The 19,050-nt window shown below is 53.3% G+C and carries 25 protein-coding genes; 19 read left to right on the forward strand and 6 right to left on the reverse strand.

What is annotated here, in order from left to right; translation table 11 throughout:
* Positions 1 to 56: 56 nt before the first annotated feature.
* From KNO58_RS02105 to KNO58_RS02125, 5 genes are all read left to right on the forward strand, one after another.
* The gene (locus tag KNO58_RS02105; RefSeq protein WP_214751664.1) at positions 57 to 1,139 is read left to right on the forward strand and encodes a glycoside hydrolase family 5 protein; all 1,083 of its coding nucleotides are present in this window, start codon (positions 57 to 59) and stop codon (positions 1,137 to 1,139) included.
* Between the two features lie 86 nt (positions 1,140 to 1,225).
* Positions 1,226 to 1,735 (forward strand): hypothetical protein, encoded by a 510-nt coding sequence (locus KNO58_RS02110; RefSeq protein WP_214751665.1) that lies wholly within the window; start codon positions 1,226 to 1,228, stop codon positions 1,733 to 1,735.
* Positions 1,736 to 1,792: 57 nt separating this feature from the next.
* Positions 1,793 to 2,338: an RNA polymerase sigma factor gene (locus tag KNO58_RS02115; protein ID WP_214751666.1), complete on the forward strand. Its 546-nt coding sequence runs from the start codon at positions 1,793 to 1,795 to the stop codon at positions 2,336 to 2,338.
* On the forward strand, positions 2,335 to 3,078 hold the full coding sequence (locus KNO58_RS02120; RefSeq protein ID WP_214751667.1) for a hypothetical protein: 744 nt from the start codon (positions 2,335 to 2,337) through the stop codon (positions 3,076 to 3,078). Before KNO58_RS02115 ends, KNO58_RS02120 begins: the two co-directional genes overlap by 4 nt.
* 33 nt (positions 3,079 to 3,111) lie before the next feature.
* Positions 3,112 to 3,285, forward strand: coding sequence for a hypothetical protein (locus KNO58_RS02125; protein ID WP_214751668.1), 174 nt, complete (start codon positions 3,112 to 3,114; stop codon positions 3,283 to 3,285).
* Positions 3,286 to 3,345: 60 nt separating this feature from the next.
* Here KNO58_RS02125 and KNO58_RS02130 read toward each other — a convergent pair whose 3' ends face one another.
* Positions 3,346 to 3,948 (reverse strand): excalibur calcium-binding domain-containing protein, encoded by a 603-nt coding sequence (locus tag KNO58_RS02130; RefSeq protein ID WP_214751669.1) that lies wholly within the window; start codon positions 3,946 to 3,948, stop codon positions 3,346 to 3,348.
* A 210-nt stretch (positions 3,949 to 4,158) separates the two neighbouring features.
* Between KNO58_RS02130 and KNO58_RS02135 the strand changes: the two genes are divergently transcribed.
* The 8 genes from KNO58_RS02135 to KNO58_RS02170 all read left to right on the forward strand — a co-directional run bounded on the left by KNO58_RS02135 (position 4,159) and on the right by KNO58_RS02170 (position 10,167).
* Entirely contained in the window at positions 4,159 to 4,809 is a 651-nt protein-coding gene (locus tag KNO58_RS02135; RefSeq protein WP_214751670.1) for an SIMPL domain-containing protein, read from the forward strand.
* The gene (locus KNO58_RS02140) at positions 4,806 to 5,234 is read left to right on the forward strand and encodes a hypothetical protein (RefSeq protein WP_214751671.1); all 429 of its coding nucleotides are present in this window, start codon (positions 4,806 to 4,808) and stop codon (positions 5,232 to 5,234) included. The genes KNO58_RS02135 and KNO58_RS02140 overlap by 4 nt, the downstream gene beginning before the upstream one ends.
* Positions 5,235 to 5,317: 83 nt before the next feature.
* On the forward strand, positions 5,318 to 5,788 hold the full coding sequence (locus KNO58_RS02145) for a flavodoxin family protein (protein ID WP_251026020.1): 471 nt from the start codon (positions 5,318 to 5,320) through the stop codon (positions 5,786 to 5,788).
* 110 nt (positions 5,789 to 5,898) lie between these two features.
* Positions 5,899 to 6,300: a hypothetical protein gene (locus KNO58_RS02150; RefSeq protein WP_214751673.1), complete on the forward strand. Its 402-nt coding sequence runs from the start codon at positions 5,899 to 5,901 to the stop codon at positions 6,298 to 6,300.
* 88 nt (positions 6,301 to 6,388) lie between these two features.
* Positions 6,389 to 7,501 (forward strand): M14 family metallopeptidase, encoded by a 1,113-nt coding sequence (locus tag KNO58_RS02155; RefSeq protein WP_214751674.1) that lies wholly within the window; start codon positions 6,389 to 6,391, stop codon positions 7,499 to 7,501.
* An 86-nt stretch (positions 7,502 to 7,587) separates the two neighbouring features.
* Positions 7,588 to 8,388 (forward strand): alpha/beta fold hydrolase, encoded by an 801-nt coding sequence (locus KNO58_RS02160; RefSeq protein WP_214717950.1) that lies wholly within the window; start codon positions 7,588 to 7,590, stop codon positions 8,386 to 8,388.
* Positions 8,389 to 8,780: 392 nt separating this feature from the next.
* On the forward strand, positions 8,781 to 9,209 hold the full coding sequence (locus KNO58_RS02165) for a CBS domain-containing protein (RefSeq protein ID WP_021066516.1): 429 nt from the start codon (positions 8,781 to 8,783) through the stop codon (positions 9,207 to 9,209).
* 112 nt (positions 9,210 to 9,321) lie between these two features.
* A complete protein-coding gene (locus KNO58_RS02170; RefSeq protein ID WP_214751675.1) occupies positions 9,322 to 10,167 on the forward strand; it encodes a pentapeptide repeat-containing protein in 846 nt (281 codons plus the stop codon).
* A 52-nt stretch (positions 10,168 to 10,219) separates the two neighbouring features.
* Here KNO58_RS02170 and KNO58_RS02175 read toward each other — a convergent pair whose 3' ends face one another.
* Both KNO58_RS02175 and KNO58_RS02180 read right to left on the reverse strand, forming a co-directional pair.
* Entirely contained in the window at positions 10,220 to 11,167 is a 948-nt protein-coding gene (locus KNO58_RS02175) for an LLM class oxidoreductase (protein ID WP_214751676.1), read from the reverse strand.
* A 10-nt stretch (positions 11,168 to 11,177) separates the two neighbouring features.
* Positions 11,178 to 12,380: an MFS transporter gene (locus tag KNO58_RS02180; protein WP_214751677.1), complete on the reverse strand. Its 1,203-nt coding sequence runs from the start codon at positions 12,378 to 12,380 to the stop codon at positions 11,178 to 11,180.
* 255 nt (positions 12,381 to 12,635) lie between these two features.
* On the opposite strand from KNO58_RS02180, the gene KNO58_RS02185 reads away from it, so the two are divergent.
* The 3 genes from KNO58_RS02185 to KNO58_RS02195 all read left to right on the forward strand — a co-directional run bounded on the left by KNO58_RS02185 (position 12,636) and on the right by KNO58_RS02195 (position 14,438).
* Positions 12,636 to 12,965, forward strand: a complete 330-nt coding sequence (locus KNO58_RS02185; RefSeq protein ID WP_200881502.1) for a winged helix-turn-helix transcriptional regulator — start codon at positions 12,636 to 12,638, stop codon at positions 12,963 to 12,965.
* 82 nt (positions 12,966 to 13,047) lie between these two features.
* Entirely contained in the window at positions 13,048 to 13,551 is a 504-nt protein-coding gene (locus KNO58_RS02190) for a cupin domain-containing protein (protein WP_214751678.1), read from the forward strand.
* A complete protein-coding gene (locus KNO58_RS02195; RefSeq protein WP_214751679.1) occupies positions 13,548 to 14,438 on the forward strand; it encodes an aldo/keto reductase in 891 nt (296 codons plus the stop codon). Before KNO58_RS02190 ends, KNO58_RS02195 begins: the two co-directional genes overlap by 4 nt.
* A gap of 26 nt (positions 14,439 to 14,464) precedes the next feature.
* Here the strand turns inward: KNO58_RS02195 and KNO58_RS02200 are convergent, their stop codons facing one another.
* Complete coding sequence (locus KNO58_RS02200) at positions 14,465 to 14,893, reverse strand: Lrp/AsnC family transcriptional regulator (RefSeq protein ID WP_214751892.1); 429 nt, start codon at positions 14,891 to 14,893, stop codon at positions 14,465 to 14,467.
* Positions 14,894 to 15,011: 118 nt separating this feature from the next.
* Between KNO58_RS02200 and KNO58_RS02205 the strand changes: the two genes are divergently transcribed.
* Positions 15,012 to 15,440 carry a carboxymuconolactone decarboxylase family protein gene (locus KNO58_RS02205; RefSeq protein WP_214751680.1) on the forward strand — a complete coding sequence of 143 codons (429 nt, stop codon included), beginning with the start codon at positions 15,012 to 15,014 and terminating at the stop codon, positions 15,438 to 15,440.
* Positions 15,441 to 15,455: 15 nt separating this feature from the next.
* Here the strand turns inward: KNO58_RS02205 and KNO58_RS02210 are convergent, their stop codons facing one another.
* Positions 15,456 to 17,150 (reverse strand): M3 family oligoendopeptidase, encoded by a 1,695-nt coding sequence (locus KNO58_RS02210; protein ID WP_214751681.1) that lies wholly within the window; start codon positions 17,148 to 17,150, stop codon positions 15,456 to 15,458.
* A gap of 206 nt (positions 17,151 to 17,356) precedes the next feature.
* On the opposite strand from KNO58_RS02210, the gene KNO58_RS02215 reads away from it, so the two are divergent.
* Complete coding sequence (locus KNO58_RS02215; protein WP_029594982.1) at positions 17,357 to 17,857, forward strand: PTS sugar transporter subunit IIA; 501 nt, start codon at positions 17,357 to 17,359, stop codon at positions 17,855 to 17,857.
* Between the two features lie 86 nt (positions 17,858 to 17,943).
* Positions 17,944 to 18,543 carry a helix-turn-helix domain-containing protein gene (locus KNO58_RS02220; protein WP_214751682.1) on the forward strand — a complete coding sequence of 200 codons (600 nt, stop codon included), beginning with the start codon at positions 17,944 to 17,946 and terminating at the stop codon, positions 18,541 to 18,543.
* Between the two features lie 64 nt (positions 18,544 to 18,607).
* Here KNO58_RS02220 and KNO58_RS02225 read toward each other — a convergent pair whose 3' ends face one another.
* On the reverse strand, positions 18,608 to 19,033 hold the full coding sequence (locus KNO58_RS02225; protein ID WP_214751683.1) for a hypothetical protein: 426 nt from the start codon (positions 19,031 to 19,033) through the stop codon (positions 18,608 to 18,610).
* Between the last annotated feature and the right edge of the window lie 17 nt (positions 19,034 to 19,050).

Below are 19,050 nucleotides of genomic sequence, written 5' to 3' on the forward strand. Positions count from 1 at the left end.
TCGACGACGAATCATCGAACACGTTATGAGCGAAGCGAGTACAAGGAGGCCGAATCATGTTACACGTAAATGGACGCCATATTGTAGACGAAGTCAACAATCAAGTGCACTTCCGTGGGTTCACATTGACTGCTCTGTATTGGGAGAATCCTGAAGTCGTGACATCATTGTATCCCACAGACGATATCTACCGGCGCATGTCCGAGATGGGCGCGAACACGGTCCGATTGACGGTGCATTATCGATTGTTTGAAGACGACGCCGCGCCATTTCAATACAAACAAGACGGATTGGTGTGGCTCGATCGTCAAATTCAATTTGCCGCTTCTCACGGCCTTTACGTCATCCTTTGTTTGATTTTACCGCCCGGGGGTGACTGGATGGATGAGAAACCGGAACTTGATTTCTCGTTGTGGGAAGACGCGACGAAGCAAGAGCGATTCATCCGTCTATGGGAGATGCTGACGAAGCGTTATCGAGGCACCGACTTGGGTGAAGCGATTGAGGCGTTTGATTTGTTCAACGCTCCGGCGACAAATGATGGCTCTGGACAAGCTTACCGTGCCTTGGCTGTACGAACGGTCGAACGACTTCGCCGAATCGATGCCGACCGTCTGTTCATCATCGGGAAACTGTACGGGACGAACGGTATCAATCACGACAAAGAACTCGAGACCTTCATCCAACTCGATGCGCCGAATCTGATCTATGATGCCCATTTTTACGCACCGTTCCTATATACGCATCAATACGCGGACTGGGTCGGTGTGCATGGGGAAGGAGGACGTTATCCGGATTCGGACATGGCCGAGTATGCCGTCGACGGCACGGAGTATCCGCGGGATATCACGTATTTGGCAAGCCGTCTCGAGCACTTGATCCGGTTTCGAGAGCAACATGACGTTCCAATCCTCGTCAGTGAGTTCGGGTTGATTCATCATTGTTTTGAGAATGAGCGGGGTGGATTGGCATACGTGCGTGACGTCGTGCAGTTGCTTCGTCAACATGAGATTGGCTACACGTATTGGGATTTTCAGTCACCTGTCATGGGTGTGTACTTAAGTGATGCGCGTGAACCGATGCGAGCGGAGCAGGAACAGCCAGGTCTGGCTTCGTTACTGTTTCCAGTCAATTCATAAGTGACGACAATTGAAGTGGGATGCGGGATTCAGTGTCTACTGAGTCCCTTTTTTTGTAAACTAAGAATGAGAAAAGAGGTGGGAGAATGGATATACGAGAATTATTGAGTGATGGAGATTTGCGTTCGATTGGACACGTCGATCAGGTGATTGAATACGTCGGGAATGACCCGGACCGATTCAAAGAATTGATGAACGGCTTAACCGATGACCGTCCCGTCGTCCGGATGCGGAGCGCAGACGCGATGGAAAAAGTGACACGCCATCACCCGGAGCTGCTGCAAGCGCATCAGGCGTCCTTATTCCAACAGTTACATCGTGCCACCCAACAAGAAGTGAGGTGGCACTTGGCGCAAGTGATGCCACGGATGACGTGGACGGAGGAAGAGGCGGCTGACATCGCTCATGTGCTCACCGATTGGATTGACACGGAGACGAGCAACATCGTCATCGTCAACTCTCTGCAGGCGATCTTCGACTTGAGCGCCGTGCATCCGCGATTCCGTGACGAACTGAGAGCCTTGCTCGAGACCCAACTCGAGGAGGGAAGTCCGGCCTTGAAGAGCCGCGCCAAAAAACTTTTACAGAAGTTGTGACCGATGGACTTCACTTCCGGTCTATAAAGATGTAAGTACATTGAGAGGGGGATTCGATTGGACGATCAAGCGATTATCGATTTGTATTGGAGGCGTTCCGAGCGGGCGATTGAGGCGACGGCACAAAAGTACGGCGGCTACTGTCATACGATTGCCTATAACATTTTGCATAGTCGAGAGGACGCGGACGAGTGCGTCAATGACACGTACATGAAGGCGTGGCAAGCGATTCCGCCAACGCGTCCAACGCGACTCGCCGCCTATTTGGCAAAGCTGGTCCGTAACGTCTCGCTCCATAAGTATGAGAAAGCGAACGCCAAGAAACGAGGAGCCGGGCAAGTCCCGCTCATCGTCAGTGAGCTCGAGCACTGTCTTGCCTCCTCGGTCGCGACCGATTCTGAAATCGTCGAGTTATTGAACGAGTTTTTAGGCCAGTTGCCGCAAGAGACCCGACAAATCTTCATGGGACGTTATTTTCACTTTCAATCGATTAAGGATATTGCGAAGATGCGCCACGTGAGCGAGAGCAAGGTCAAAATGGTGCTGCTTCGGACGCGGAACGACTTGAAGCAAGTGCTCGAAGCGGAAGGGGTGGCGCTATGAACGGAGATCGGCTCACACGTTTGATGGGGGACGTCGATGACCGTTTCGTCGAGGAATCGATGGAAGTCGAGGTAAAGAAACGAAGACATTGGCGTTGGATTGGCGGTCTCATCGCAGCCGCCGCGGTCACACTCTTCGCCGTGACATGGGACGGTTTCAAAGAATTAATTCCACTGTCGGACAACTCGAGCAATATGTCGGTCGCATATATTGATGAAGAGGACATCGATGTCGGGATGTCGTCGGCAAACCTTGTCGAGATGAGTGAGGACGAGCTGTTCTCGAAATGGGATCCTGCGGTGGTACGGGGCGTCGTGAAGCAGATTGACCACATCGAACTTGATTTCAACGGACAAGAGGAATATCAATCGATTGTGACGATTGCCGTGACAGACGTCTATCGGGGAGACATTGAGCAGGGGAGCACGATTCAAGTCCTCACAGTTGCCGGTGTCGGTTCTGAAGTACTTCAATCGGATGCGGACGTCGTCTCCGAACTTCGCCTCGGCATGGAAGGGATTTTTATGCCGAGACGTCATGATGCTTCCCACGTCTGGTCACAAAACGGTGCCACGCTTCAAGTGATGGACGTGAGTGATTACGGTTTTCCGGACGGTGAGCGATACATGTTCTTGGACACGGACGAAGGACTCGTCTTTAGTCGAGATGCTTACCCGTCGTTACGTGGCGCTGAAACACTCGATGACATAGAGGCGTTCATGATGGAACGATTCCGTTAACGGGAAGAGGATACGGAAGGGAGGGGGACTACGATGACAGAGCAGAGTTGGCGAGCGTCGGGTGTAGGACTCGGACTGGTGTTTGGAGCCGGAATTGGCATCATCAGTTCGCTCCTACTTGGATTTGAATTGGTGTATGGGATTGCGGCAGGTGCAGCGTTCGGCTATCTCATCGGACTCGTGATGTCATTGACAACTCGGGCGTGAGGAGTGAGAAGCGTAAAAAAATCAACCTCGCCGATGATGGGAGGTTGATTCTGGCATCCATTATTCACAAGCCCAGCCGTCTTTATCACGGTCCATGCTTGGCTGGTAAGCCGCATGATCTGAACTGACACCACCTGGGTAAGTGCCGCGGAGGTCCGTACAGTTTTGGAACTTTTGGCTTGTCGACGCAGCAGCGGCCGAGTAAGACGAACTTTCATTTGCGGCTGCGGCTTTCAAAGCGCTCGCCTCTTGTTCGGCTTGTGCAATGAGATCGGCAGCTTCTTCTTTCGCTTCATTGAGTTGAGATTGAGCGACGCTAGCCGCTTCATCCTCGGCTTTGGAAACAATCGTGTCGGCTTTAGACTCTGCCTCTTTTACAAGTTGTAAGGCTTGTTTCTCTGCTTCGGCAATTTGAAGCTTGGCTTTTTCGTCAGCTTCTACACGAAGTACTTCGACTTCTTCCATCGAATCGTCTAATTCTTGTTGGGCGGCCTCGACTTTGGTTTGGAGAGCGACGTATTTAGCTTGTTCTGCCGAAAGATCCTGCTCATATACTTGTCGACTCACTTTCGTCGCTTGTGTGTAAGCCGAACCAACTAAAATCAAGATGGCGCAAGTGATTAGGACACGCGTGGATTCGTTAAATTTTTGATGACGCCACATCAGGAATAATCCTAAAGGGAAAAGTAAAATGAGTGCAATGATAATGACATCAGTTCGTTCGAATATTTTTTTGTTCAATGAATAAATCCTCCTCGTATATATGAAAAACAACTCTACCAATATACCATCATTTAACAATAAAGGGTAATGGAATAATTAATTTCCAGATAAAGAATTTACATTTTTTTAAACTCAGAAGGAGGAAATCACATGGACCGCACCATCACCGTCAAAGGAACAGGAAAAGTATCGGCTAAACCAGATTTAATTGTCGTGAAAATGGAGTTGACCTCGAAGGCTGTCCGTTACGAAGAGACGATGAACGGGGCGGCGATGGCCGTCACGCGTCTACAAAAGGCAGTCGAGCAGGCCGGATTCGAGAAGGCGGCACTCAAGACGACCGACTTCTCGATTGACACGGACTATGAGAGCTACCGGGACAAACAAGGCAACTATAAATCGCGGTTCAGGGGTTACGTCTGTCAGCAAAAGACGAAGCTCGAGTTTCCCCTCGATACAAAACAGTTGTCTTCTGTCATCGAACACGTCAGTAACTCACTAGCCGAACCGAAACTGTCCATTTCGTTCACAATTAAAGATGCGGATACGATTCAAGACGAACTGCTCGCGAGTGCGGCGGCGAACGCGCGCCATCGGGCCGAACTGTTGGCGAAAGGTGCCGGGGCGACGCTCGGAGATTTGCTTCAAATCGATTATACGTGGGGCGAGCTGCATCTTTATTCCCCGACACGTCTCACGCTTCATGACGAAGTGCTTTTCTCGGAGGCGGCGATGCCGGAACTTGAACCGGACGAGATTGACTTGAGTGACTCGGCGACGTTCGTGTGGGCGATTCGATGAGACGCGTTATCGGATTAGTATTGCTACTTCTGTCTGTCTCTTTGTCGGCTCAGGCTTTGTCGTGGGCGTATGCGTTCGTCGTGTTGGACGGACGAGTGTATGAAGTGATGGATGTTGCCGTATTGGAGGCTGACTTGGGAGAAGTCGTCGGCGAGGTGAAGACGATGGCTGACGATATGGATGGCAGCTATTATGGGGATGCCTCGAACATGTATCCGATTGGGACGACCTATCGAGAAGTGAACGGGGAAGCGATGGAGGATGTGCTCGCGGTCGAGGACGAGTCGGGATGGAAGCGGGCCGAATATCGGCATGACGCCCCGTTCAGCATGCGTGACCATCTCGATACAGTCGCATATGTGGTACTTGGGATCGGCGCTGTCCTTTTTGTGTCTACACGAGTAAAGAAAAGATACAAAAATTAAATGATTGCATGATGAGGTATCGTTCATTAAGGGAAGAGTCATATGTAGATACGTAGAGATTTCACTCAATGGAGGGATATTCTATGAAAATCCTCATCATCTTTGACTCGATGTACGGGTGTACGGAAAAAGTCGCATATGCCATCAAGGACGGGTTCAGCGACTTGCACCAAGTTGAAATCATGCAAATCAGCCACGTCGGATATGGCGACCTCGCCAATCTCGATTTGTTCATCGTTGGCTCACCGACGCACGGCGGGCGTGAGACCGAGGACGTGAAGACGTTTCTCGACGGACTGTCGGATCATGCGCTCCGAGGCATCCGGGCTGCGGCGTTCGATACGAGCATGGCTGAAGAAGATCAAGGCTTTTTCGTCGGAAAAATCGTCAAATGGTTCGGCCACGCGTCGACCCGAATCGAAAGATTGCTGCTGGACAAAGGAGCGGAACCGGTGTTGAAAGAGTCGTTCATCGTCCTCGATAAAGAAGGTCCGCTCAAAGACGGAGAGCTCGAGCGGGCGACCGAATGGGCTCGTCACTTGATGGACAAATAATCGGGCGTGTTCCTTAGGGGACGCGTCTTTTTTGATGTGGAATTGTCCGAAGCATTCGCAAAACGGGTAAATATAAGGGTAGCTCTGTTGCGTGGAACGGAGGGAGAACAATGAAAAAATGGGAACGTGACGTCCTCATCGGTTGGATTGTCGTCTTATTGGTGCTCGTCGCGCATTATGTCATCACGGTGTCGCTCGGCAACACGTATTTTGCCGAATCGACGCTCAATCGGATGCTTTGGTTCAGTAGTTTCCCGGCCTTTTTAATTGCCTTTCTCGCAGCCCTCTTCCAAAAAACGAACACGCTCATGCTCGCCGTGCGTCGTGGCATCATCTGGACAGCCGAACTCGTCGTCGGCTTCTCGCTCATGGCTTGGTTCTTCCGGGCGTTCGAGACGCTATTCGTGAGTCCGGGTGCGTATTGGCTGTTCGGTGCCGTCCTACTCGCCCCGCTCGTCTATTTGTTTGAGTTCCGCCGTCAAAACCGGGGCACGAAAGCTGGGGCCCATTAAGTATCAGAAGACGTCTCCGGAAGGAGGCGTTTTTAGTCTGGCCTGGAATGGGAATGGGATACAGAAGCTTAGAATGGAGGGAGTCACTATGAGTCAGTATTTTTCATCATCCTACGAGGAGTCACGCGAGAAGTTTCTTGCCCTGCTCGACCGCGTCAAACCCTATTATCCGACCGCACGCGTGATGTCCCACTCAATCGGGGAGGATACAATCGATGTCATCATCGGAGAGCCGGCAGGATCGCGCGAGGCAATCCTCTTCATGACGATTGGCGAACACGGCATCGAAGGATACGCTGGTGCCGCTGTGACACACCAGTTCGTCGAGACGCAACTCGAAAACCTTCGGCACGAGTCGACCGGCATCTGTCTCATCCATGCCGTCAATCCGTGGGGGATGAAACACTTCCGCCGCGTCAATGAACATAACGTCGATTTGAACCGAAACTATGTCATCGACCGGGAGTCGCTCCCGCGCAACGTCAACAAAGAGTATGAGGTCATGCGCCATTTGTTCGTCCCGGACGGTGTCATCGATGACTATCACGAGGCGCGCGAACACATCTACTCATTCCTCGGTTCGGGCATCAAGCTCGACGGGTTTGATGCGATGAAAGAGGCGAAAGGAATGGGGCAGTATCAGTTCCCGAAAGGTGTCTATTACGGCGGCGAATCGGATGAGCCGTCCGCCATCTTCTTGAAAGAGGTGCAGCACGATTTGCTCGACCGCTACGACCGCGTCATCCATATGGACTGGCATACGGCGCTCGGTCCGACGAACGAAGTGACGATGGTCATCAGTGAACGGGACGGGCGTGACGTCGACGAACTGAAGCGGGCGTACGGATTGAAAAATATCCAGACGTATGACCCGACCGACGTCCTCGGGGACTCGACGAACCATTTCTATTACGTACGGGACACGCACTATCCGGATAAACAGCTCGTCTCGGCGTTATTTGAGTTCGGTACGTTCGGGACATCGACGAAAGCGACGATTCGCGAGTTCTTGACGATCATTCTCGAGAACCGTCTCTACTTTGAAGGGACGAAAGACCCGGAAGCCCGCAACGGCATTCGTAAAGAATTCATGGCCATGTTTTATCCGGAAGACGAGTCGTGGCGGACGTCCGTATTACGCGAAGGAGCAGGCGCAATCGAGCACGTCTTGAAGGCCGAATCGCTTTGGCGCGACAGTTAACAGGTTTCTACTTTGGTTAAACGGGAAAAAGTGGGTTGTGGGCAAACACGCACGCCGCTCAACAATTCAACTGGGGGTTTTGACTAATGGGGAACTATATTACAGCACATGATGGAACGAGTATTTACGTGGAAGACGTCGGGACAGGCGACGCCGTCGTCTTCTTACACGGCTGGCCAGCGAACAACAACATGTTCGAGTATCAAAAGAATGCGTTGCTCGAAGCAGGCTACCGTTACGTCGGAATCGACTATCGCGGCTACGGCAAGTCGGATGCGCCGGCGACAGGTTATGACTATGCGACGATGGCATCGGACGTGCACATGGTCGTTGACGGGCTTGGCATCAAAGATTTCACACTCGTCGGCTTCTCAATGGGTGGGGCGATTGGCATCCGTTACGCCGTCGACTTCCCGGACGACGGTCTGAAGAAACTTGTCCTGTCAGGTGCTGCGGCACCGGTGTTCACGCAACGACCGGACTATCCGTACGGGATGACGCAAGCTGAGGTCGATGCGTTGATTGAGGACACAAAGAAAGATCGACCGAAGATGCTCGAAGGGTTCGGTGAGATTTTCTTCGAGAAAGAACATTCGAAACCGATGCAAAACTGGTTCCATCACCTTTCGCTCGTCGCGTCGAGTCACGGGACGATCGCTTCGGCGAAAGCACTCCGTGATGAGGACTTGCGTGAGGACTTGCCGAAAGTGAACGTCGAGACGCTCATCATCCATGGCGTGCACGACAAAATTTGTCCGTTCGAGTTCGCGCTCGAGATGGAAAAAGGAATCCCAAATTCCCGCATCGAGCGGTTCGAGGAGAGCGGTCACGGTACCGTCCTCGATGAGATGGACAAGTTCAACAAGACGTTGCTCGAATTTATTTGAGCATATGACAAGCCTAGGGAACGTTCCTAGGCTTTTTTTGATGGAGATCTGTTGCACGTTTGTTACGGTTTTTGAGGCTAGAATGACCTCCACTCGGGTATAGCTACAGTGAAGCCGTTTTGGATAATTCCGTTTAGATTGGTCAACCAAACATGTGAGACAAGAAGTTTGATTCACGGTCAAGATTGGCTTTGGAGAAGCTGTTCGGGGCCGTGCCTGTTTGTGTGTTCGAAATACCTTTGAACGGATTGTTTGGAAACGCTTTATGGTAAAGAGAGAATAAGCCTCCTTGTGACAGAACAGATGCAGATTAGATGGTCATTTTGTGCTGACTAGACCCTAATACATGGTACAATGAAGAGGTGGATTTTTAGATTGAGGAGAGATTGTACATGAATATCGCTTTCTTTTTATATCCGAAAGAAGACGTCAAATATCTAGACCCGGAATCGACGGTGCGCCAAGCGCTCGAGAAGATGAAGCATCATCGCTTCACCTCGGTGCCGCTCGTATCCGAAAACGGCTTTTATGCCGGGACGATGACGGAAGGGGATTTACTCTGGGCACTCGCCGAACAGCTTCGCGGGGAAGAAGACTACGAAAAAGTGCTGCGGACAAGGTTGAAAGATATCAAGCAACGCGTACGGTATAAGCCGGTCGCCATCACGGCGCAAATCGAGGAGCTCGTCGATGCGATCACAGATCAAAACTTCGTGCCGGTCGTCGATGACGGGAAGTATTTCATCGGCATCATCCGGCGCCGCGACATCATCGAGTATTACTCGACGAAGTTGCAACAGCTCGAGAATAAAGTGAACTGAACGAACGGACCAACCTGTGTGAAAGTAGGTTGGTTTTTGTATGGGAAAAACAGGGGCATGCTTTATACTTGTATATATAGAGTCAAGACATACAAGAAAGGAGTGACAATGGATGGCGATGCCCGATTTACATATGTTGCGTGAATCGCTCAAACCGGATTGTGCGAATTGTTTCGGTCTCTGTTGTGTGGCGTTCCACTACTTGAAATCTGAGGATTTCCCTATGGATAAACCCGCAGGACAGCCGTGTGTCCATTTGGCAGATTCGTATGCCTGCAACATCCATTCCGAACTGCGTGAGCGGGGCTTCAAAGGATGTACGGTGTACGACTGTCTCGGGGCCGGGCAGTTCGTGTCACAAGTGACGTTTCACGGACGAAGCTGGCGGGAGGATGATGTGGACGGCGCGCGCATGTTCGCGACGGTGCCCATCATGAGCCAAGTCCATGAGCTGCTGCTCTACATCACTGACATCTTGAGCCGGGACATCCCAGAGCACGATGCCCGGATACTCGAGACATTATTGGAAGACTTATTGTCATTCCGTGAGTCACCGCCTGAACAGTTGACCGGAACGGCACTGATGGCGTTCCGACAACGGGCCCGCCCGCTGTTCGTCCGACTCAGTCAGCACATACGTGCGGAAGGACTGAAGCAGGGCGGTTTGACGTTGACGTCACGACACGAGCAAGATCGGGCCGATTTGATTGGCCGAAACGTGAGTCAGCATGACGTGAGAGGAACGTGTTACCGGGGCGCCTTGTTGATTGGCGCTAACTTACGTGGGCAAGACCTGTCCTATGTCGACTTCATGGGCGCCGACGTACGAGATCTCGATGTGCGGGGAGCGGTGTTAACCGACAGTCTGTTTTTGACACAGATGCAAGTGAACGCGATGAAAGGCGACCGGCATACAAGACTGGCACCCGTTTACACGCGACCGAGCCATTGGCTGTAATGCAAAAGACGACTTCCACTTAGGGAAAGTCGTCTTTTTGAGTACCTGAGTATTATGAAAGCGATGGGAAATGCGGGAGCACATATTCCCCGAGCTCCTCGATGACTTCGTCGGCCGGACGTTGCCCGTCGAACAAGGCGAAGAACAAATGATTGACGCCGATGGCCCGATACGCCTCGAGCAGTTTGATTAACTGATTGCGACCGACACGGAAGCCGAGCCGGATTGGAGTCGGCAGTTCGTCAGGGTCATGCGCCAAATCGAGATGCATCGGCATCGAGAACGGGCGGAACCCTTTGCCATGCGTCTGACCTGACTCGCGCCAATCGTTGAGTACTTGTTGCTGGGCGAATGGGGCCTGCGGATAATACATCCACCCGTCCCCGTGTTGCCCGAGCCAGTCCATGTCCTGCTGCGCGAACCCGGTGATCATCGTCGGGATGCGCTTCTTCGGACGCGGAACGAGCGTCGCCTCATGGACCTCGCCGTACGACGAATCGATGGTCGGATAGTTGCGGTAGAGCGCCTGCTCCATGACACGGAGCGACTCTTTGAATTGCTCGCCCCGTGTCGGATGGTCGACGCCGAGCCCTTTGAAGTCGGCTCGACGGTCACCGGATGAGATGCCGAGAATCAAGCGTTCCGGGAACAGCGCTTCAATCGTCGCGACTTCTTTCGCCGAGCGGAGCGGATGCCGGAGCGGTAAGACAAGCGCCGACGTGCCAAGGGCGATTCGTTTTGTCTGACCAAGCAAGTGCGTCCCGTAAATCAACATGTCGTAAATCTGACCGACTGCCGGGTCCAAGAAGTTCGGGTCTTTCAGTAAGACGTCCCGAAGCCAGAGCGCCGTGAAGCCATAGTCATCTGCTTTTTGAGCGAGCTCGACTTGACGCTCGAGCGTCGGGGTACGCATTTTGAAATTTTCTAACGGGATGTGGAGGCCGAGCGTGAGCTCGCCCTCCCGATACATCCGATTGTAGCTTTTGTGATTATTGAACATAAGTTCCTCCTTATTTCGCTTCCAAACGACGCGAGACGGCGGTCAAGATGACAGCGAGGATGACCATGATGCCACCGACCCAAGGTGTGTGCACGAGACCGATTGAGTCCGCGACAAACCCACCGATGGTCGCACCGAGTGCGATGCCGATGTTGAAGGCGGCGATATTGAGCGCCGACGCGACATCGACCGCGGCCGGTACATATTTTTCAGCCAATTGAACGATATATAGTTGAAGTCCAGGTACGTTCATGAAGGCGAGCAGTCCCATCAAGACGATGGCGATGAGTCCCGCGATTTTGAACGGAATCATGAACGACATGACGATCATGACGGCGGCGTGGACGATGAACATATAGAACAACGCCTTGGCCGGGTCTTCATTGGCGAACTTCCCGCCCGCCCAGTTGCCGATGGCGACAGCGATCCCGTAGACGAGTAGGACGATACTGATCAAGCTCGGACTGATGTTCGTCACGTCCTGCATGATTGGCGTCAAGTATGTGAAGGCGACGAACGTTCCACCGTAACCGAGTGCGGTGATCAAGAAACCGAGCATGATGCGGCCGTTCGTGAGCAATTTCTTCATATCTGAGAACTTCGCGGGCGGTGATTGTTTCAAATCTTTCGGAATCAAGTAGAAGCTGGCGATAATCGAGACGATTCCAAGTGCGGCTACGGCGAAGAACGTGGCACGCCAGCCGAACGCTTGGCCGATGAACGTGCCAAGCGGGACGCCGGTGACGGTCGCGACCGTCAAGCCGGTAAACATGAGGGCGATTGCACTCGCTTTTTTATGCGGTGGCACGAGTTGAACGGCAATCGTTGCCCCGATGGAGAAGAAAACACCGTGTGCGAAAGCGGTGATGAATCGGGCGGCAATCAATAGTTCAAAGCTGGTCGACAAGGCAGATACCAAGTTCCCGCCGATAAAGACAACCATGAGTGCCATGAGCAACGTTTTGCGATTCATCCGGTTCGTGAGCGCTGTCAAAATCGGCGCACCGACGGCGACGCCGATGGCATAACCGGAGATGATGAGTCCGGCGAGCGTGATGCCGATATTTAAGTCACTGGCGATCGAGGCGAGCAACCCGACCGGGACAAACTCGGTCGTCCCGATGCCGAAGGCGCTGATGGCGAGGGCGAGCAAGGCAAGCCCTCCGTTTTTCGGTGCCTGTTCGTCGACAGGCTGCGTGTACGGTTGATTCATGAGTAGTTCCTCCTAAAATTGTTTGTTGAGACGAGGGCCCTTCGTCTCGAGGCAGCTCGAGCATCTCAATCTTCTCTATTGTCCAGTACGGTCGAAAAAGTACCTTACTGTCTCAAGAAGTAGTTACAGGTGAGATGAGCTTGTATTACTGAGCTACAGTTGCTATCATAAGTCCATCGAATTTAATTGGGAAGTACGCACTTTCAAGTACGATAGGCACCGAAAAGTACCTATCCCGGTCCATAAGGAGGAAGCATCATGCCATACAACATCCCAGTCGAGGCGACGCTCGACGTCATCGGCGGCAAATGGAAAGTCGTCATCATGTGCCATTTGATTAAAGGGGAACGCCGGACGAGCGAGTTGAAAAAGCTCATGCCGAACATTACGCAAAAAATGCTCACGCAACAATTGCGCGAGCTCGAGGCGGACGGTGTCATCATCCGCACGGTATATGAACAAGTCCCGCCGAAAGTCGTCTATTCCCTCTCCGACTACGGCTGGTCGCTCCAACCGATTTTGGATGCGATGTGTGCCTGGGGCGAAGGACATATTGAACAGACAGGGGAAGACGTCATCTCCTGACGAAACGGTTGCTCATGCCGAGCAGCCGTTTTTTGTTGCCTCATGTCGGGTACAGTCACAAGAGACAAAGGAGGGGACAAAAATGGATGTGAAGACATATCGATTTGAAGACGACGGGTCAATCCCGAACAATCCAGATTTTCCGGTGCTGTTATACCGGGGCGTGTTCGACGAGACGGACGGCATACAGGCGACGTTCGAACATAACGGATGGGGAAATAGCTGGGTGAACGGCGTGTTCGATTATCACCACTATCACAGCAACACGCATGAAGTGCTCGGTGTGAAGTCGGGCCGGGCGACGGTCCAACTCGGCGGTGCGACAGGAGACCTCGTCTCGCTTCAAGCGGGGGATGTCTTGATTTTACCGGCCGGGACGGGACATCGCCGTCTCGAGGCGAGTGCGGACTTCGCCATCGTCGGCGCGTATCCAGAAGGTCGTGACTACGACACGTTGACGGGAAAACCTGAAGAACGGCCGGACAGTGTGTTGCGTATTGAACGAGTCGACAAGCCGGCCACCGATCCCGTCTTCGGGACGACCGGGCCGTTACATGAACAATGGACGAAGGAGGAGAGGGTATGAATCGAATTCCACACAGCTTGATTTTGGCAGCGTTGAAACAACACGTCGTCAAACTGCCGAACGGGCACGAGGTACGTGTCCTCGGGCAAGGCACGTGGCGCATGGGGGATGACGAATCGAAACGGGACGCTGAAATCGAGGCGCTCCGGACGGGACTCGACTGCGGGTTACACCTCATCGACACGGCCGAGATGTACGGGGAAGGGAAAGCGGAATCGCTCGTCGGCGAAGCGATTCAAGATCGACGGGAGGACGTGTTTCTCGTCTCGAAAGTGTATCCACATAACGCCGGGGGCGACAAACTCGTCCAGGCGTGTGACGCCACCCTCGAGCGGCTCGGCACCGATTACCTCGACCTATATTTGCTCCATTGGCGCGGGAATATCCCGCTCGAGGAGACGGTCGATGGACTCGAGCAATTGAAGGCGGACGGCAAGATTCGGGCGTGGGGCGTCTCGAACTTCGATGTCGACGACATGAAAGAACTGCTCGCCTTGCCGAACGGGAAGCATTGCGCCGTCAACCAAGTGCTGTACCATCTCGGCAGCCGTGGCATCGAGTACGACTTGTTGCCGTTCTTACAGGAGCAGGGCATCCCGATGATGGCGTATTCACCGCTCGCGGAAGGTAGCGACGTGAAAGCGGACATCTTTGAGGATGAGACGGTGAACCGGATTGCGAAGGCGTATAGCGCGACACCGGCCCAAATTCTGCTGACGTGGACGGTGCGGAGCGGAAACATCATCGCTATCCCGAAAGCGGGGCAAAAAGCGCACGTCGAAGAGAACGGAGCGGCGATGCTGCTCAATTTGAGCGAGGATGACTTCAACGCGCTCGACGAGGCGTTCCCGCCACCGAGTGGGAAAGAGCCGTTAGATGTAATCTGAAAACAGGTGAGTCCCATTGATGGGGCTCACCTGTTTTTGAAGTCGACCTCGGAAAAGATGAACCGAGTCTCGGTCTGTGCATATGGGATGGCCGCATCGATGAACTGCTCGGCCTCAGCGAACGTCGCGAACTGCATCTTCAACATATAGCAGGCGCTCCCGGAGATACGGTAACAGAACGCCACGTTCGATTGCTGGCCCAAAAACTGAGTGAACGCCTCATAGTTGCCGTTTTTCACGGTCGCCTCAATCAGACATTGAATCGGGTGACCGAGCAAGTCATGGTCGACCTCGATCGTATAGCCTTTGATGACGCCAAACGATTCGAGCCGGCGGACGCGTTCACCGACGGACGGGGCCGATAAATTGATGCGACGTCCGAGCTCGCTCATCGAGAGACGGCTGTCTGCGGTCAGTTCAGCCAGAATGAGCCGGTCGGTATCGTCGATTTTCAGCATGGAATGAAATCCTCCTCATCTCGTTTCATATGTCATGTATTGTACCGTGAACTCGTTATGAATGAAATGGGAATCCGTATAATCACCTTCTATACTACAGATAGGAGGTGTTGAGATGAGTCGAATCCAACCAGCGATAATTGGAAAGACGCCGTTCGAGCGCTTGCTTGGACATGACGAAGATATGATGACGATATGGTCCGCGCTCGGAGACACGTTGACGGGCGACGGGAAGCTGTCCGCCGAGTTGAAAGAACAGGTACGACGGACGCTCGCCCAACAGAACGGGTGTGACTACTGCCGGGCGAAAGGAAATCCTGAACCTCATATTTTCGACGAACGGACGGCAGTCGCCGTCGGGTTCGCCGAGGTGTTTTTACAACTGAAAGGCGACACGCCCGCCTCGTCGATCCGTGTGCTCCAAGACGTGTTCACGGATGCCGAGATCAGTGAACTGTGCGCCTTCATCGCCTTTATGACGGCCTCACAATACGTCGGCGCCATGCTTGGGCTGGAACCAGAAAACCCACTCACGTCAGCGTGAGTGGGTTCGTTTAGTTCAGTTCGCGAGTGGGTGCTTCAACAAGTAGTCTTCAATCTGTCCGACCGTCTGTTTCAACACGCCATCCTCGAACGGCGACTTGAGTCCGGCCAATTTGACGAGCTCGAGGAACGAGCGGCTGCCGCCGGCTTGGCAGAGCGTGAGGTAATCGCTCCATGCGGCTTCACGGTCCTCATGCATGCGTACCCAGAACTGGAAGGCACACACTTGGGCGAGCGTGTAGTCGATATAGTAGAACGGGCTCTGGAAGATGTGCCCTTGTTGGTGCCACCAAGCGCCTGACTCGAGATAGTCGTTCGTCTCATAGTCACGGTGCGGGAGGTATACTTTCTCAAGATCGCGCCACGCCTGACGACGCTCAGCGGCCGTCATGTCCGGATTACGGTAGACGACGTGCTGGAACTCATCGACGAGGACGCCGTACGGGAGGAACGTGATGCTTCCGGCCAAGTGGTTGAACTTGTATTTGTCGACTTGGTCGCCGAAGAACAGCTCCATCCATGGCCAGCAGAAGAACTCCATCGACATCGAGTGAATCTCACACGCCTCGTATGTCGGAAACGCGTATTCCGGCGTCGTCAAATGACGGCTCTCATACACTTGGAAGGCGTGACCGACCTCGTGCGTGAGCACGTCGATATCGCCGGCCGTCCCGTTGAAGTTCGAGAAGATGAACGGGAGACCTTCTGACGGGAGGTACGTGCAGTAACCGCCGCCTGATTTGCCTGGCTTCGCCGTGAGGTCGAGGGCGCCGCGCTGTTGCATGAACTGGAAGAACTCGTCCGTCTCTTTCGAGAGTTCGCGGTACATCGTGTTGCCGCCTTCGATGATGAACGCCTCGTCGCCTTTCGGTGTCGCGTTGCCGTCCGGGAAGACGAACGACTCGTCGTAGTACGTGAGCGCGTCGACGCCAATCCGTTTCGCCTGCTTGTCTTTTAACGTCGTCGCGAGTGGGACGATGACGTCGCGCACTTGCTTGCGGAAGTTATCGACTTTTGATTCGTCATAGCCGACACGTTGCATCCGGGCGTAACCGAGCTCGACGAACGACGGGAAGCCGAGCGCGTGAGCGATGTCGGTCCGGACGCGTACGAGTTCGCCGTAGATGCGGTCGAGTTCGTCCCCGTTGTCGGCGAGATATGTATAACGGGCCTCGGACGCCGCTTTACGTACCGAACGGTCAGGGGATTGCAGATACGGGCCGAACTGGGACAAGTTGAGCGTCTTGCCATCGAACTCGATTTGGGCCGCCGACATCACTTTCTGATAAGCGGTCGCCAAACGGTTCTCTTCCTGCAGTTTCGGGATGAGCGATTCGTCGAACGTCTTGAGGGCGCGCTCGGCGAGTTCGAACAACTGGGTGCCCCATTCCTGTTCGAGTTGGCTGCGGAGGTCGTGCTCGGTCAAGACGCGATAATATGCCTGTACTTCTTTCTCGTACACCGGCAACGCGTCGTCAAAGAACGTCTGCTCGGCCTCGTAGAACGCATCGCGTGTGTCGATCGAGTGGCGGATCGAGACGAGCTGACTTTGTGTCTCGAATTCGTTCCGTTCCTGGTTGATTTGGCGAATCAATTCGTTCGCTTCCTCGAGTGTGCTCGCTTGTTGCAATTCGACTGAATAGTCCGACAATCGGCTGTTTAGAGCGTCCAAATCGGGCCGTTCATATGACAATTTTGTGAAAGTCGTCATTGTAAGCGCCTCCATCATGTGAAATTTTTATAAAGTGTAAAAAGGGCTTGCAAAAGCGATTGCACACTCGTATTCTTACGATGTGTAAACGAATTCGCACTACCTTATTACAACTATACCGTTTCTAGGGTAGGGATTGAAGAGGAAGCTTTTCGGGTATAAAAGCTAAGACTTCGATTAACAGAACATGTTGGAGGGATTAAGCTATGGGATTCTTTAAAAAACTATTCGGTGGTAAAGAAGAACAACTTAACGCGGTTTCACCGCTTACAGGGAAGGTCATTGACATCACGAACGTTCCTGACCAAGTGTTCTCGCAAAAAATGATGGGTGACGGCATCGCCGTCGAACCGACAGACGGCAAAGTCGTTTCGCCGGTCAACGGTACAATCGCGACTGTCTTCCCGACAAAACATGCGATTGGGATCAACGCTGACAACGGTGCCGAGTACTTGATTCACATCGGTCTCGACACGGTCAACCTTAAAGGTGAAGGCTTCGAAACGCACGTGACAGAAGGTCAAGCGGTTAAAGCTGGCGACACGCTCGTCACGTTCGACCTCGATTTCATCAAAGCGAATGCGCCGTCGACGATCACACCGGTGATCATCACGAACCATGACAGCTTTGGCGTGAACAAACTCGTTGCTGAAGGCGACACGGTCACAGCCGGTTCTTCAGAAGTCGTCGAATTGACGAAAAAATAAGTTGAACATTTTACTCGGAGGCATACGCTTCCGAGTATTTTTTTATGGATTCGGGAACTATACTAAAAAGAGAGGGGGAGAGACACATGGATGGAAAGAACGCACCGTATCGGGGGTATGGGGATCGGATTCGAATTTTACGTGAGCGGGCCGGTATCTCGGTCGAGGCGCTTGCCGATCGCATCGGCGTCGCCCCGTACTTTATTCGCCGGACCGAACTGAGTGAAGTCTACCCGACGATGCCTTACATAGAGGCGCTCGCCGAGGCGCTCAAGATTGACGCGAACTATTTGGCTCGCCATATTTGGACGGGCGAGTCGCTCAAAGTGCTCATGAAAGGGACGGTCCCGGAGCTCGAGCAGATGAAGCTCGCCTACGATGAGGCGATGCACGGCAAGTCGACCGAGGACATGCAGCGACAGCTCGAGGCGCGCATGCGCATCTTCGACCTGATGCACGAGGAAGAACTTCGCCGCATCTTCGCCGAAGACGAGGAACCGACGTCACATCAAGCGCTCGAGGCGCTCGTCGATGCTGTACTCGACCTGGGCCGCTCGCACGAACCGACGCATCGAATCGTCCCGTTCGCTCGTTACATCGAGCAACTCGTACCGGACCAGTTCGTGGACAACTCGTTCCAATACACGGAATTCGGAGTCGTCGCTAAATCGTATAAACTGCAGTGAGGGCCGTGGGAGACCGCGGTTTTTGCATACAAAAACAGCCGCTCCGAGGAACGGCTGTTTTCTGTTAACGCGCCATGCGCGCGTCATAGCGTACTTTCGGTCGTGTCCCGGCAAGTAGGAAGCCGAGCACGATATTGAGAATCGTGAGCACCCAGCCGACGTAACCGAACGTATAGGCGAGGCTCGCGAGCATCGTCTGCCAGTCGAGTAAGGACGAGGCGTCACCGCGAACGGTGAAGCGGATTGCGGTGAATCCGATGAGCGTCGTCGCCGTGATCAAGATGCCGATCCACGCGCCGCCGAACCGCGACGTCTCCGGACGCCGGCTGACCGGATACCAAAAAGCGAGCGTCCCGAGGAACGTGCTTCCTGCGTATGCGAGCAAGATTTGCCACAGCGCATCGGCGTCCAAGAAGACGGTATAACAGATGAACGTCGTGAGCGTCGTCATGAAAGTAAAGATTAAAGCTGCGAGTAATCGTGATCGCATAGTTCGTTTCCTCCTCA

Origin of the sequence: Exiguobacterium sp. J17977, from assembly GCF_018616375.1 — a bacterium.
In the GTDB taxonomy this organism is placed as follows: Bacteria; Bacillota; Bacilli; order Exiguobacteriales; family Exiguobacteriaceae; genus Exiguobacterium; species Exiguobacterium mexicanum.